The organism is Streptomyces roseicoloratus (assembly GCF_004117935.1).
Classification (GTDB): domain Bacteria; phylum Actinomycetota; class Actinomycetes; order Streptomycetales; family Streptomycetaceae; genus Streptomyces; species Streptomyces roseicoloratus.
Window position 1 is genome coordinate 1 of record NZ_SDOY01000006.1, and the last position, 12,515, is coordinate 12,515.

Sequence of the window (12,515 nt, forward strand, 5' to 3'; positions counted from 1 at the left end):
TGAGGCCCCGGCCCGCGGCGGGCGGCCGGGGCCGCCCCGCTGGCCGCCCCCCACCGGCCGCCACGCTTGCCGCCCCACCGGCCACCACCACCGGCCGTCGGCATCGGCCACCCCACCGGCCACCCCACCGGCCCCCCGGCCGAAATCCCGGCCCGGCCCCGGGCCGCCCCCACGGCGTGGGACCATCGACCCGTGCTCGACATCGGCTACTCCCTCTCCCGCCGCTTCCCGGACCCTCCGCAGACCGACTACCGGTCCGTGGACGTCCACACGCTGCGGCACGACCTGTTCTGCGGCGACGTGTACCTCGCGGACACGGAGAAGGACGAGGAGCTGTCCACAGCCTGGGGATGGGTGCCGGTGCTCGACTTCGCGTGGGCGCTGTGCGACATCGTCGAGCAGATCGACCGCGATCCGCGCGGCAGCCGCGCCGCCCGGCCCCAGTACGCGGAGCTGGACTTCACCGAGTCGTCCGACGTCATGATCTTCGAGCGCCGCTTCGGCTGGGTGGACGTCGAGGCCGACTGGATGCCGGGCGACCAGCCGCCGCTCACCTTCAGCCACACCGAACTGCGCCGCGAGGCCCGCGACTTCCTCCACGACCTGATCGCCGACCTCACGGACATGCACGAGGGCCTGGCCGACAACCCGGCCGTCTGGGACCTCCAGGCCCGCTTCCCCCGCGTGTCCTGACGGCGCGTCCCCGGCCCCTCAGGACGGATCCTCCACCCGCACCCCCAGCTGCGCCGCGAACACCGGCGCCAGGTCGAGCAGCTGTGCCGGGGAGATGACCGCGCCGGCCAGTGCGTCCACACCGCGCGCGATCTCGATGCGCTGGACGGTGCGCAGGTCGACGTCCTTCAGCCTCGCGCCGCCGAAGTCGGCGCCCGTCACCACACAGTCCCGGAACTCCACCCGTTCCAGGGTCGCGCCCCCGAAGTCCGGCTCGCTCAGCACGCACCCCTCGAACAGGACGTCCTTCAGCCTCGCCGCCCGCAGGTTCAGGTAGTCGATCTTCCCGCCCCGCACCCACACCCGCTCCAGCACCGCCCCGTGCAGCTGCGCCCCGCCCAGCCGCGCGTCCACCAGCTCCACGTCCCGCAGCTGCGCGCCCGCGAGATCGGTGCCCACGCCCCGTACGCCGTCGAGCACCGAGTCGAGGAAGCGGGCGGCCGTCAGCCGCGTCCCGTCGAGCCCGCAGTCGCGCACCGCGCAGTCGAGGAACCGCGCGCCCGAGCCGTCCTGCCCGGCCAGGTCGAGGCCGAGGAGCTCCAGGCCGTCATAGTCCCCGTCGGGCTCCGCCTCCCCCGCGTACGCCTCCAGCGGAGGCAGCCGCACCGCCGCCCGCCGCACCTTCGCGACCGTCTTCTTCCCCGCACTCATGGCGTCCTCGCACTCATGGCAGCCATGGTGACGCACGCCACTGACAGTCCCCCGCCGTCGATGTCACGAACGCGCCCTGGTCCCTCGTCCCCTCCGTGAAAGCCGTGCAACACGACACCAGACCGACCACGAGGGAGCCGGACACATGCGGAAGATCACGATCGTCGGCGGCGGCTTCGCCGGACTCACCGCGGCCGTCACCGCCGCGGAGGCGGGCGCCGAGGTGACCCTGTACGAGGCGCACCACACGCTCGGCGGGCGCGCCCGCACCGCCGAGGCCCCGTACCGGACCAACGAGGGCCCGCACGCGATCTACAACGGCGGCCCGCACTGGACCTGGCTGAAGCAGCGCGGTCTGCTCGGCGAGCTCGCCCCGCTGCCGCTCCGGGAGGCGGCGACGCTGCGCTTCCACCACCGGGGCGCGCTGCGCCGCGTCCCGCCGCTCGGCTTCCTGCGGCAGTCCCTCCGTACGGCCGGACGGGCACCGGTGGACGAGGACTTCCGCGGCTGGGCGACCCGGCTCGCCGGACCGGACGCGGCGCGCGCCGCCGCCGCGTACAGCGGCGTCGCGCTGTTCCACCACGACCCGGGCTCGCTGTCGGCCCGCTTCGTGCAGGAGCGGCTGCACCGGGCGGCGGGCGTGCCGGCGGAGGCGCACTACATCAAGGGCGGCTGGGGCCGGCTGATCGGCCGGATGGCGGCGCGTGCGCGGGAGCTGGGCGTGCGGATCGAGACCTCGGCGCGCGTCGCCGCCCTCGACGACCTGCCGCGCGGCGCCGGCCCGGTCGTGGTGGCGACCTCGCTGCCGGCCGCCGCGCGGCTGCTCGGCGACCCGTCGCTGACCTGGGAGTCGGGCCGTACGGTCCTGGTCGACCTGGCGCTGCGGAGCCGGAAGGGCGACCCGTTCGTGATCTCGGACCTGGACGCGCCCGGCTGGGTCGAGCGCTTCACCGCGCAGGACCCGGGCCTCGCACCGGCGGGCGAGTCGCTGATCCAGGCGCAGCTGCCGATCGGCCCCGGCGAGGCGAAGGCGGACGGGGTGGCGCACGCGGAGCGGCTGCTCGACCTGGGCTTCCCGGGCTGGCGCGAACGCACGGTGTGGCGCCGCGAGGCGGTCTCCAACGGCCGTACGGGCGCGGTCGACCTCCCCGGCACCACCTGGCGCGACCGGCCGGCGATCGACCAGGGCGACGGCGTGTACCTGGCGGGTGACCAGGTCGCGGCGCCGGGCGTGCTCTCGGAGGTGTCGTTCACGAGCGCGGTCGAGGCGGTGTCGCTGGCGATGCGGGCGGACGTGCGGGCGGACGCGCGGGCGCCGAAGTCCCTTGACCTCAACCGCGCTTGAGGTCGGAGGGTGGTCCCACCGGAAGAGATCGCCGAGCCCGACCACGGGCCGGCCGGCCCAGGGGAGTTCCGCCATGCACGCCATCCGCCTCCACGCCTTCGGTCCCGCCGAGAACCTGACGTACGAGGAGGTCGCCGACCCGGTGCCGGGCCCGGGCCAGGTCCGCGTCAGGGTCACGGCGTCCGGCGTCCACCTCCTCGACACGGCGCTGCGACGCGGCGAGCGGACCGGGCCCGTCCACCAGCCCGCCGAGCTGCCGACCGTCCCCGGCCGCGAGGTCGCCGGCACGGTGGACGCGCTCGGCGAGGGCACCGACCCGGGCTGGCTCGGCAGGCGGGTGGTCGCCCACCTGGGCATGGTGCCGGGCGGCTACGCCGAACTCGCCGTCACCGACGCCGGCCGCCTCCACGCCCTCCCCGACCACGTCGGCGAGGCGGAGGCGGTCGCCATGATCGGCACGGGCCGCACGACCCTCGGGATCCTGCAGTTCACCGAGCTCGGCCCGGACTCGATCGCGATCGTCCCGGCCGCGGCGGGCGGCATCGGCACCCTCCTCGTGCAGTACGCGAAGAACGCCGGCGCGACCGTGATCGGCCTGGCGGGCGGCGAGGCGAAGACGGCGCGGGTGAAGGAGAACGGCGCGGACCTCGCGGTCGACTACACGGCGCCGGACTGGGCCCAGCAGGTCGCCGCGTACCTCGACGGGCGCGGCAGGCGGGCGACGGTCGTCTTCGACTCGGTGGGCGGGGCGACCGCCCGTGCCGCGGTGGACCTGCTCGGCGAGGGCGGGGAGCACCTCGTCTTCGGCTGGTCGGGCGGCGAGGAACTCGCCTTCACGGAGGAGGAGGTCACGGCCCGCGGCATCACGTCGAGGTCCGTCCTGGGACCGGTGATGATCGAGAAGGCGGGCGGCGACATCCGCAACCTCGAACTGGCCGCGCTGGCCGCCGTCTCCTCCGGCACCCTCCGCCCGGCGGTCCACCGCTTCCCCCTCGCGGAGGCGGCGGCGGCCCACCGCGCCCTGGAGACCCGGGGCACGACGGGAAAGGTGGTCCTGGTCCCGTAGAACGCGACCCCGGCCCCGTACGGGCGGGACCCTGCCCGCCGTACGACGGAAGCGCGGACCCGTACGGGACGGGACCCGGGCCCTGTACGGGGCGGGAGCGCGGGCCCGCACGGGGCGGGAGTCGGGCCCGTACGGGGCGGGAGCCGGCTCAGATGCCCAGCACGTCCCAGGAGTGCCCCTTGAACTCCTTCCGGAAGTCCGGGTGGTCCTCCCACATCCGGGCCACGGAGCGCAGCACGTCCCAGTTGTGCTCCAGCGCCTGGTCCACGACCTGCCGCAGCTCCGGCGCCGTGGCCCGCTTCTCCAGCAGCCCGTTCACCGCGGAGGCGGCCTGCACGGTGTAACGCAGCGCGCGCAGCGCACGGGAGGTGTCGTCCATCCCGAAGCCGTGGTCGCTGCCGTTCTCCGGGTCGAAGAGCGGCGTGAGCCGCGCCTCGACGAAGGCCGTGATCCGCTCGAACCGCTGCTGAATGTCCTTGTCCATGCCCCCTTCCTACCTTCTCCCGCCCCCGCCCAGCGACTTCAGGGCCCCGTCCGTCAGCCGGTACACCGTCCACTCGTCCTGCGGGCGGGCGCCGAGGGACTCGTAGAAGTCGATGGACGGCTTGTTCCAGTCGAGGACGGACCACTCGAGGCGCTCGTAGCCGCGCTCCACGCACAGGCGGGCGAGTTCGGTGAGGAGGGCCTTGCCGTGGCCGCCGCCGCGCTTCTCCGGGCGGACGTAGAGGTCCTCCAGGTAGATGCCGTGGACGCCGCGCCACGTCGAGAAGTTGAGGAACCAGAGGGCGAAGCCGGCGACCTCGCCGTCGTCCGTCTCGGCGATGTGGGCGTAGGCGGCGGGGTGTTCGCCGAAGAGGGCCTCGTGGAGCTGTTCCGGGGTGGCGCGGGCCTCGTCGAGGGCCTTCTCGTACTCCGCGAGTTCGCGGACGAGCCGGTGGATGACGGGGACGTCGGCGGGCGTGGCGGTACGGATCATGGTTTCAGGGTGCCCGGGTCGGAGACGCCGCGCCATCAGAGTCCGAGCGATGGACACCTGCTCCGGCCCCGAAACGCACTGACATCGCACCGGCATCACCGACATCGCACCGGCATCGCACCGGCATCGCACCGAAGAGAACGCCCGCCGTCCGGGGTCCGTGCCACGACCGACCGGCCCAGGCCGGAAGGCCTGTCCACGGGACCGGAGCCCCGGTAACCTCCCGCGCACGGACCCGGAAGAGGATGGACATGAGCACGATCGGCACGGTCAACGGCGGCATCTCGTTCTGGTACGCGCAGGACGGAGCCCCCGCCCCGCGCGAGCCGCTGCCCGGCGACGCCACGGCCGACGTCTGCATCGTCGGCGGCGGCTACACCGGCCTGTGGACCGCCTACTACCTCAAGAAGGCCGTCCCCTTCCTCAACATCACCGTCCTGGAGGCCGCGTTCTGCGGCTACGGCGCCTCCGGCCGCAACGGCGGCTGGCTCTACAACGGCATCGCCGGCCGCGACCGCTACGCGAAGCAGCACGGCCACGAGGCCGCCGTACGCCTCCAGCACGCCATGAACGACACCGTCACCGAGGTCGTCGACGTCTGCGCCGCCGAGGGCATCGACGCCGGCATCCACCGCGGCGGCGTCCTGGAGGTCGCCACCTCCCCCGCCCAGCTGGCCCGCCTCAAGGACTTCCACGCCGTCGAAATCGCCTTCGGCGAGAAGGACCGCGAGCTGTACGGCGCCCGCGAGACCGCCCGGCGCATCCGCGTCACCGGCGCCGTCGGCTCCTCCTGGACGCCGCACGGCGCCCGGCTCCACCCGGTCAAGCTGGTCAAGGGCCTGGCCGCCGCCGTCGAGGCGCTCGGCGTCACGATCCACGAATCGACCCCCGTGACGGAGATCCGCCCCAAGCACGCGGTCACGCCGTACGGCACCGTCCGCGCGCCGTACGTGCTGCGCTGCACCGAGGGCTTCACCGCCTCCCTCGCGGGCCAGCGCCGCACCTGGCTCCCGATGAACTCCTCCATGATCGCCACCGAACCGCTCACCGACGCCCAGTGGGAGTCGATCGGCTGGGACGGCCTGGAGACCCTCGGCGACATGGCGCACGCCTACATGTACGCCCAGCGCACCGCCGACGGACGCATCGCGCTCGGCGGCCGGGGCGTCCCGTACCGCTACGGCTCGAAGACCGACAACGACGGCCGCACCCAGCCCCGGACCGTGGAGGCGCTGCGCGAGATCCTGATCCGCTTCTTCCCGCAGCTCGCGGGCGTCGGCATCGCCCACGCCTGGTCCGGCGTCCTCGGCGTGCCCCGCGACTGGTGCGCGACGGTCACGCTGGACCGCTCGACGGGACTGGGCTGGGCGGGCGGTTACGTCGGCTCCGGCGTCGCCACCGCCAACCTGGCCGCCCGCACCCTGCGCGACCTCGTCCAGCAGGACTCCGGCCAGGCGGGCCCGACGGAGCTGACGACCCTGCCCTGGGTCGACCACCGCGTCCGCAAGTGGGAACCGGAGCCGCTGCGCTGGCTCGGCGTCCAGACGATGTACGCCGCCTTCCGGGGCGCCGACCGCCGCGAGTCCACGGCCCGCACGGCGGAGACGGACCGCATCGCGATCCTGGCGAACAGGCTGAGCGGCCGCTGAGGCGGGCGGCAGCGGGGTCGCGAGCCTCGATCGGGCACGGAAGGAACACGCTGCCAGTCGTCGAGCCACGCCCGGCGCCCCGTCTGCTCGGCCCTGCCCCGGCCGACCGCCCCCGTTGACGTCACCCGTCGACGTCACCCGTAGATGTCAAAGACCCCCAGCCATGATCGGTTGGGGGTCCTCGCGTGTCCTTCCTGGAGCCCCCTGTCGGGTTCGAACCGACGACCCCCGCTTTACAAGAGCGGTGCTCTGGCCAGCTGAGCTAAGGAGGCAGCGAGTGCAGTGTAACGAACGTGCGCCCGCCCACGGTCGGAAATCTCACGCATCCCGTAGCAGCCGGAGTGCTGACAGATCCGGCATCGCCAGGTAGCGTCACCTCGAGTTCACCCTGGTGGACTAGACCTCAATCCTTCCTTTACTCGGATCGTCCGGCACGTTCCTGCCGGTGAAGGGACACATCACCATGGCTTCCGTCACCTACGACAAGGCGACCCTGGTCTACCCCGGCGCCGAAAAGCCCTCCGTCAACGAGCTGGAGATCGAGATCGCCGACGGCGAGTTCCTCGTCCTCGTCGGCCCCTCCGGCTGTGGCAAGTCGACCTCGCTGCGCATGCTCGCCGGCCTGGAGGACGTCACCTCCGGCGCCATCCGCATCGGCGACCGCGACGTCACGCACCTGCCGCCGAAGGACCGGGACATCGCCATGGTGTTCCAGAACTACGCGCTCTACCCGCACATGACCGTCGCCGACAACATGGGCTTCGCCCTCAAGATCGCCGGCGTCAACAAGAGCGAGATCCGCGCCAAGGTCGAGGAAGCGGCGAAGATCCTCGACCTCACCGAGTACCTGGACCGCAAGCCGAAGGCGCTCTCCGGCGGTCAGCGCCAGCGCGTCGCCATGGGCCGCGCCATCGTCCGCGAGCCGCAGGTCTTCCTCATGGACGAGCCGCTGTCGAACCTCGACGCCAAGCTCCGCGTCTCGACCCGCACCCAGATCGCGAGCCTCCAGCGCCGCCTGGGCATCACCACGGTCTACGTCACGCACGACCAGACCGAGGCCCTCACCATGGGCGACCGGGTCGCCGTGCTCAAGGACGGTCTGCTCCAGCAGGTCGACACCCCGCGCACCATGTACGACAGGCCCGCCAACCTCTTCGTCGCCGGCTTCATCGGCTCCCCCGCCATGAACCTGATCGAGGTCCCGATCACCGACGGCGGCGTGAAGTTCGGCGCGAGCGTCGTCCCGGTCTCCCGCGAGGCCATCGCCGCCGCGGCCGCCAAGGGCGACACCACCGTCACCGTCGGCGTCCGCCCCGAGCACTTCGACGTGTCGGGCCCGACCGGCAAGGACGGCCTGGCCGTGACCGTGAACGTGGTCGAGGAGCTCGGCTCCGACAGCTTCGTGTACGGCACGACCCGCGTCGGCGGCGAGGACAAGGACGTCGTGGTCCGCGTCGGCGGCCGCGAGGCCCCGGCCAAGGGCTCCACGCTGCACGTCGTGCCGCGCTCGGCCGAGCTGCACGTCTTCTCGACCTCGACGGGCGAGCGCCTCTCCGACTGACGCACCACCCACCCGCGTGCGCCCCGGTGCGCCGCCGCGTCCCGCGCGCGGCGCCCACCGCGCACCCGGGTGCACCCGCGCGCATCGGCGCCCGCCCACGCGCCGATGCGCGCACCGCACGCCGTACGGCTCCGTCCCGCTTGCGGGGGCGGGGCCGTTCGCGTACTGGAGGCATGAATCCACGACTCGGCGAAAACCCCGGCAGACCTGGACAAACAGCTGGTCCGCCGCCCCGCCGCGTCAACACGGGATTCGAAAGACCGCCTCGAACCATCCCCCGCGAGAGTGACGAAATGTCGCCATATCACTACCGGCCGCTACGCTCGCCTGCGTGACGCATACTGCCCGCCGAATCGGCCGCTCTCTCGCCCTCGTCCTGCCCGTCGTCCTGGTGCTCTCGGGAACGCTCGCGGTGTCCGCCGTACCGTGGGCCGGTCAGAGCCACGGGACCCAGATGCTGACCGCGTCCTCCTCGGACGTCTCCACCCGGGCCAAGTCCCGTGCCCCGCAGGATATTCTCCGCGACCAGCTCCTCGCAGAGCTTCAGGAGAAGGACCCCGGGGTCGCCCTCACCCACCTCCAGCGCGAGGTGGAGAACCGGCCCTCGCTCGCCCGGCACTGCATGTCCATCGCCCGCGCCCTCGGCGCCGCCGCGGTGGAGCGCTTCGGCCCGACGCGCGCCCAGTCCTACTCCCGCCCCGTCTGCGACACCTCCTTCGCGACCGGTGTCATGAACGCCGCCTGACCGGTCCCGGCAGGCCTGTCGCTCACCGCTTCACCGCATATCGTTCCCGGTATGCACACTTCCCCGACGCAGGCCGTGGTCCTGGCGGGCGGCCAGGGCTCGCGGCTGCGCCCGTACACCGACGACCGCCCCAAGCCGATGGTCGAGATCCCGGGCACCGGGACCCCGATCATCGGCCATCAGCTGTCCTGGCTCGCCGCCGAGGGAGTCACGGACGCCGTCGTCTCCTGCGGGCACCTCGCCGAGGTGCTCCAGGAGTGGCTGGAGACGGCGGACCTGCCGTTGAAGGTCACCACGGTCGTCGAGTCCGAACCCCTGGGCCGCGGCGGCGGCCTCAAGTACGCCGCCGCGCACCTGCCCGACCCGGACCGGCCCTGGTACGCCACCAACGGCGACATCTGGACCCGGTTCTCGCTGCGCGAGATGGCCGAGTTCCACACCGAACGCGACGCCACCGCGACCCTCGCGCTGGCCCGGCCGCGCATCCCGTGGGGCGCCGTCGAGACCGACGCCTTCGGACACATCACCGACTTCATCGAGGCGCCGCCGTCGCCGTACCTCATCAACGCCGGCGTGTACGTCTTCTCCCCGGCCTTCACGGACCTGCTGCCCGAGCGCGGCGACCACGAGCGCACCACCTTCCCGCGCCTCGCCCGAGAACGGCGCCTGGCGGGCTTCCCGCTGCCCCAGGGCGCGTACTGGCGGGCCATCGACACCGCCAAGGACCTGACGGAGGCGGCGAAGGAACTCGCGGCGCAGGCGTAGCCGCGCCCACCGGCACACCGGCGACCAGGCGGGGCGCCACGGACCGTGTCGCCGCCCTCGCGTCAGGGCGGCGACACCCCCACCGCCTCGCACGGCCCCTCACGCGGCCCACCACACCTCGGCCCCTCACCTGGCCCACGCGGCTCACCACGCCCCCGGTCCCTCACCTGGCCCACCTGGCCCACCACACCTCGGCCCCTCACCTGGCCCACCTGGCCCACCACACCTCGGCCCCTCACCTGGCCCACGCGGCCCCCATGGCCCACGCGCCCTCCCGCACGAAGTGAGCGCAGCGCAAAGGGGCTCCCGGTGTCCTGAGGACACCGGGAGCCCCTTCCGCGACTGCTCCGACTCCTGGCCCCTTCCGGGACTGCTGCGGCCCGGCCTCAGCCCAGCAGGCCGCCGATCGGGTTCCGGGCGCCGCCGCCCGACGTCGAGCCGCCGTCCGACGAGCCGGTGCTGCTCCCGCTCGACGGGGTGCCGCTCGTGCCGCCCGACGTGGAGTCGCTCGTCGACGAGGACGGCGCCGTCGTACGGGTCTGGCTCGGGCTCCGCGTGGTCGTCGCCGGCGGGCTCGTCCGCTGACTCCGCTGGGTCTCCCGCGCCGACTCCGTCGGCTTCGCCTCGTCCTCGTCCTCCTCGTCCTTACCGCTCGCCCCGGTCGTCGCCGTCGGCTTCGGGCTCTTCGTGGCCTCGCGGGACGGGCTGCTCGTGCCCGGCTCCGGCGGCAGCGGCTGACCCGGCAGGTGGTTGATCGGGTCGTCGTTCGGACCCGGCACCGTGACCATCTGCGAGGAGCGCACCGCGCCGCCCAGCATCGAGCCCACCAGCAGCGTGAGGCCCACGACGACCGCCGCCACGACCGTGCCCCGCCGCAGCACCCGGCGGCGCAGGTCCCACAGCTGCGAGCGCGGCCCGAGGGTCCGCCAGGCCTCGCCGGCGAGCCGGCCGTCGACCGAGTACACCGGGGCGCCCGCGATGATCAGCGGCGACCACGCGGCCAGGAAGATGAAGTCCGGCGCGTCGTAGACGGGGACGGTCTTCCAGCTGACCGTCAGGATCAGTGCCGCGGACAGCAGCGCGCCGATCACCGCCGCGACCCGCTGCCACAGGCCGAGGACGGTCAGCACGCCGACGACGACCTGCAGGAACGCGACGGTGAGGCCCGCGCCGACCGGGTGCTGCAGCGCGAAGTCACGCAGCGGCTCGGCGAGCGCCCACGGGTGCAGCGAGGTCAGCCACTTGACCATGGAGCCGCGCTCGCCGCCGTCGAAGTAGACGGGGTCGCAGAGCTTGCCCATGCCCGCGTAGATGGAGATGAAGCCGAGGAAGACGCGCAGCGGCAGGAGCACCACGCCCAGGTTCATCCGGCGGCCCGGGTAGTAGGCGTGCCTGACCGCCGCCGAAGCGGCGCCGGCCGGCATCCCCGCGGCGCCCCGCCGGTCCCCGCGGGCGTCCGGCTCGGCGCCCGTGTCGTACGCGTCGGGCGCCATCTCGTACACGTCGTCGTACGCGCCCTCGGCCCGCCGCATCGGCGGCAGCAGCGGGCCCGGCGAACCGGCCGCGGGCACCACCGGGGTGGGCATCGTGTCGTCGATGCGTGGGATGGTCTGGGTCGTCGGCTCCAGGATGGAGACGGCGCCGGCGGCGGACGAGTCGCGGACCGCCTGGAGCAGCCCGGTGGCGCCCGGCGCGGACTTGCCGCTCCACACGACGGGACGGCGACGGGCCTGGCCCGCCCCCGCGCCGGCAACCGCGCCCATACCGGCCGCTCCGGCGAGCGCGGCGATACGGGGAGCGACCTTCGTCTCCTTGGCCGGCGCGAGCCGCACACGGAAGCTGGCGTGGTTCACGATCACCTGGGCGGGATCGGAATCCACCTTGACCATGCTCAGCGCGGGCTGATCGTCGAACCCCGGCCGGGGCGTTCTGGTGTCCACACTCATCTAACCGAGTGACGCGCGGTTAGGACACTGCCTTGACGGCCCCGAAATGTCGGGGGCCCGTCAAGATCATGGCCGGGGTCCGTCCCCCGTACGGGTCAGCGCATGCGGCGGCGCGCCGCTTCGTACAGCACCACGCCGGCCGCCACACCGGCGTTCAGGGACTCGGCGCCGCCCGGCATCGGGATGCGGACGAGGAAGTCGCAGGTCTCGCCGACCAGGCGGGACAGGCCCTTGCCCTCGGAGCCGACCACGATGACGACCGGGCCGGAGAGCGCCTCCAGCTCGTGCACCTCGGTGTCGCCGTCCGCGGACAGGCCGACGACCGTCAGGCCCGCCTTCTGGTACTGCTCCAGGCAGCGGGTCAGGTTGGTGGCGCGGGCCACCGGCGTACGGGCGGCGGTGCCGGCCGAGGTCTTCCACGCGCCGGCGGTCATGCCGGCCGCGCGCCGCTCGGGCACGACCACGCCGTGGCCGCCGAAGGCGGAGACGGAGCGGACGACGGCGCCCAGGTTGCGCGGGTCGGTGACGCCGTCGAGGGCCACGATCAGCGGGTCCTCGTGGTCGTCGTAGGCCGCCTCGGCCAGGTCCTCGGGGTGCGCGTACTCGTACGGCGGGACCTGGAGGACGAGACCCTGGTGGTTGAGCCCGTTGGTCATCCGGTCCAGCTCGGGGCGCGGCGCCTCCATGATGTTGATGGTGCCGCGGCCGGTGGCGAGGTTCAGGGCCTCGCGCACCCGCTCGTCGTTGTCGATGAACTGCTGGACGTAGAGCGTGGTGGCGGGCACGCCGTCGCGCAGTGCCTCGAAGACCGGGTTGCGGCCGACGACCATCTCCGACTGGCCCTTGCCGCCGCGGCGGGCGACGGGCTTGCGCTTGGCCGCGTTCCGGGCCATGGCGTTGGAGACGCGGTAGGCCTTGTGGCCCTTGCGGTTCTCGGCCTTGGGCGTGGGGCCCTTGCCTTCGAGGCCCTTGCGTCGCTGGCCACCGCTGCCGACCGTCGCGCCCTTCTTGTTGGACGTGCGACGTCCCCTGCGCTGGCTGTTCCCGGCCATGACTGCTACCTGTTTCCTCTACCTGCG

12 protein-coding genes and 1 tRNA gene are annotated in these 12,515 nt (G+C 73.4%); 7 read left to right on the forward strand and 6 right to left on the reverse strand.

Annotation, left to right across the window (positions count from 1 at the left end):
* Window positions 1–192: 192 nt before the first annotated feature.
* A complete protein-coding gene (locus ESG85_RS00225; protein WP_128975948.1) occupies window positions 193–693 on the forward strand; it encodes a hypothetical protein in 501 nt (166 codons plus the stop codon).
* Window positions 694–711: 18 nt separating this feature from the next.
* Here ESG85_RS00225 and ESG85_RS00230 read toward each other — a convergent pair whose 3' ends face one another.
* On the reverse strand, window positions 712–1,383 hold the full coding sequence (locus ESG85_RS00230) for a pentapeptide repeat-containing protein (protein ID WP_128975949.1): 672 nt from the start codon (window positions 1,381–1,383) through the stop codon (window positions 712–714).
* Window positions 1,384–1,528: 145 nt separating this feature from the next.
* Here ESG85_RS00230 and ESG85_RS00235 point away from each other — a divergent pair, with 145 nt between their 5' ends.
* Both ESG85_RS00235 and ESG85_RS00240 read left to right on the forward strand, forming a co-directional pair.
* Window positions 1,529–2,728, forward strand: a complete 1,200-nt coding sequence (locus ESG85_RS00235) for an FAD-dependent oxidoreductase (RefSeq protein WP_128975950.1) — start codon at window positions 1,529–1,531, stop codon at window positions 2,726–2,728.
* A gap of 73 nt (window positions 2,729–2,801) precedes the next feature.
* Entirely contained in the window at window positions 2,802–3,794 is a 993-nt protein-coding gene (locus ESG85_RS00240; RefSeq protein ID WP_128975951.1) for a zinc-binding dehydrogenase, read from the forward strand.
* A 148-nt stretch (window positions 3,795–3,942) separates the two neighbouring features.
* On the opposite strand, the gene ESG85_RS00245 is transcribed toward ESG85_RS00240, so the two are convergent.
* Window positions 3,943–4,278, reverse strand: a complete 336-nt coding sequence (locus ESG85_RS00245; RefSeq protein WP_128975952.1) for a hypothetical protein — start codon at window positions 4,276–4,278, stop codon at window positions 3,943–3,945.
* Between the two features lie 9 nt (window positions 4,279–4,287).
* Entirely contained in the window at window positions 4,288–4,770 is a 483-nt protein-coding gene (locus ESG85_RS00250) for a GNAT family N-acetyltransferase (RefSeq protein WP_246094737.1), read from the reverse strand.
* A gap of 251 nt (window positions 4,771–5,021) precedes the next feature.
* On the opposite strand from ESG85_RS00250, the gene ESG85_RS00255 reads away from it, so the two are divergent.
* On the forward strand, window positions 5,022–6,419 hold the full coding sequence (locus ESG85_RS00255) for an NAD(P)/FAD-dependent oxidoreductase (protein ID WP_181018922.1): 1,398 nt from the start codon (window positions 5,022–5,024) through the stop codon (window positions 6,417–6,419).
* 195 nt (window positions 6,420–6,614) lie between these two features.
* Here the strand turns inward: ESG85_RS00255 and ESG85_RS00260 are convergent.
* Window positions 6,615–6,691 (reverse strand) — tRNA-Thr (locus ESG85_RS00260).
* A gap of 191 nt (window positions 6,692–6,882) precedes the next feature.
* Here ESG85_RS00260 and ESG85_RS00265 point away from each other — a divergent pair.
* From ESG85_RS00265 to ESG85_RS00275, 3 genes are all read left to right on the forward strand, one after another.
* Window positions 6,883–7,980: an ABC transporter ATP-binding protein gene (locus tag ESG85_RS00265; RefSeq protein ID WP_128975954.1), complete on the forward strand. Its 1,098-nt coding sequence runs from the start codon at window positions 6,883–6,885 to the stop codon at window positions 7,978–7,980.
* 331 nt (window positions 7,981–8,311) lie between these two features.
* A complete protein-coding gene (locus ESG85_RS00270; RefSeq protein WP_128975955.1) occupies window positions 8,312–8,725 on the forward strand; it encodes a hypothetical protein in 414 nt (137 codons plus the stop codon).
* A 51-nt stretch (window positions 8,726–8,776) separates the two neighbouring features.
* Complete coding sequence (locus ESG85_RS00275) at window positions 8,777–9,490, forward strand: nucleotidyltransferase family protein (protein ID WP_128975956.1); 714 nt, start codon at window positions 8,777–8,779, stop codon at window positions 9,488–9,490.
* A gap of 386 nt (window positions 9,491–9,876) precedes the next feature.
* Here ESG85_RS00275 and ESG85_RS00280 read toward each other — a convergent pair whose 3' ends face one another.
* Complete coding sequence (locus ESG85_RS00280; protein WP_128975957.1) at window positions 9,877–11,436, reverse strand: DoxX family membrane protein; 1,560 nt, start codon at window positions 11,434–11,436, stop codon at window positions 9,877–9,879.
* Window positions 11,437–11,531: 95 nt separating this feature from the next.
* Window positions 11,532–12,488 (reverse strand): 23S rRNA (guanosine(2251)-2'-O)-methyltransferase RlmB, encoded by a 957-nt coding sequence (rlmB, locus tag ESG85_RS00285; protein ID WP_128975958.1) that lies wholly within the window; start codon window positions 12,486–12,488, stop codon window positions 11,532–11,534.
* Between the last annotated feature and the right edge of the window lie 27 nt (window positions 12,489–12,515).

Excerpts from the sequence above, each read along its gene's own strand:
- ESG85_RS00275 (WP_128975956.1), top strand. The coding sequence starts at position 8,777 with ATGCACACTTCCCCGACGCAGGCCGTGGTCCTGGCGGGCGGCCAGGGC.
- ESG85_RS00230 (WP_128975949.1), bottom strand. The coding sequence starts at position 1,383 with ATGAGTGCGGGGAAGAAGACGGTCGCGAAGGTGCGGCGGGCGGCGGTG.
- ESG85_RS00265 (WP_128975954.1), top strand. The coding sequence starts at position 6,883 with ATGGCTTCCGTCACCTACGACAAGGCGACCCTGGTCTACCCCGGCGCC.
- ESG85_RS00280 (WP_128975957.1), bottom strand. The coding sequence starts at position 11,436 with ATGAGTGTGGACACCAGAACGCCCCGGCCGGGGTTCGACGATCAGCCC.
- ESG85_RS00245 (WP_128975952.1), bottom strand. The coding sequence starts at position 4,278 with ATGGACAAGGACATTCAGCAGCGGTTCGAGCGGATCACGGCCTTCGTC.
- ESG85_RS00250 (WP_246094737.1), bottom strand. The coding sequence starts at position 4,770 with ATGATCCGTACCGCCACGCCCGCCGACGTCCCCGTCATCCACCGGCTC.
- ESG85_RS00240 (WP_128975951.1), top strand. The coding sequence starts at position 2,802 with ATGCACGCCATCCGCCTCCACGCCTTCGGTCCCGCCGAGAACCTGACG.
- rlmB (WP_128975958.1), bottom strand. The coding sequence starts at position 12,488 with ATGGCCGGGAACAGCCAGCGCAGGGGACGTCGCACGTCCAACAAGAAG.
- ESG85_RS00255 (WP_181018922.1), top strand. The coding sequence starts at position 5,022 with ATGAGCACGATCGGCACGGTCAACGGCGGCATCTCGTTCTGGTACGCG.
- ESG85_RS00235 (WP_128975950.1), top strand. The coding sequence starts at position 1,529 with ATGCGGAAGATCACGATCGTCGGCGGCGGCTTCGCCGGACTCACCGCG.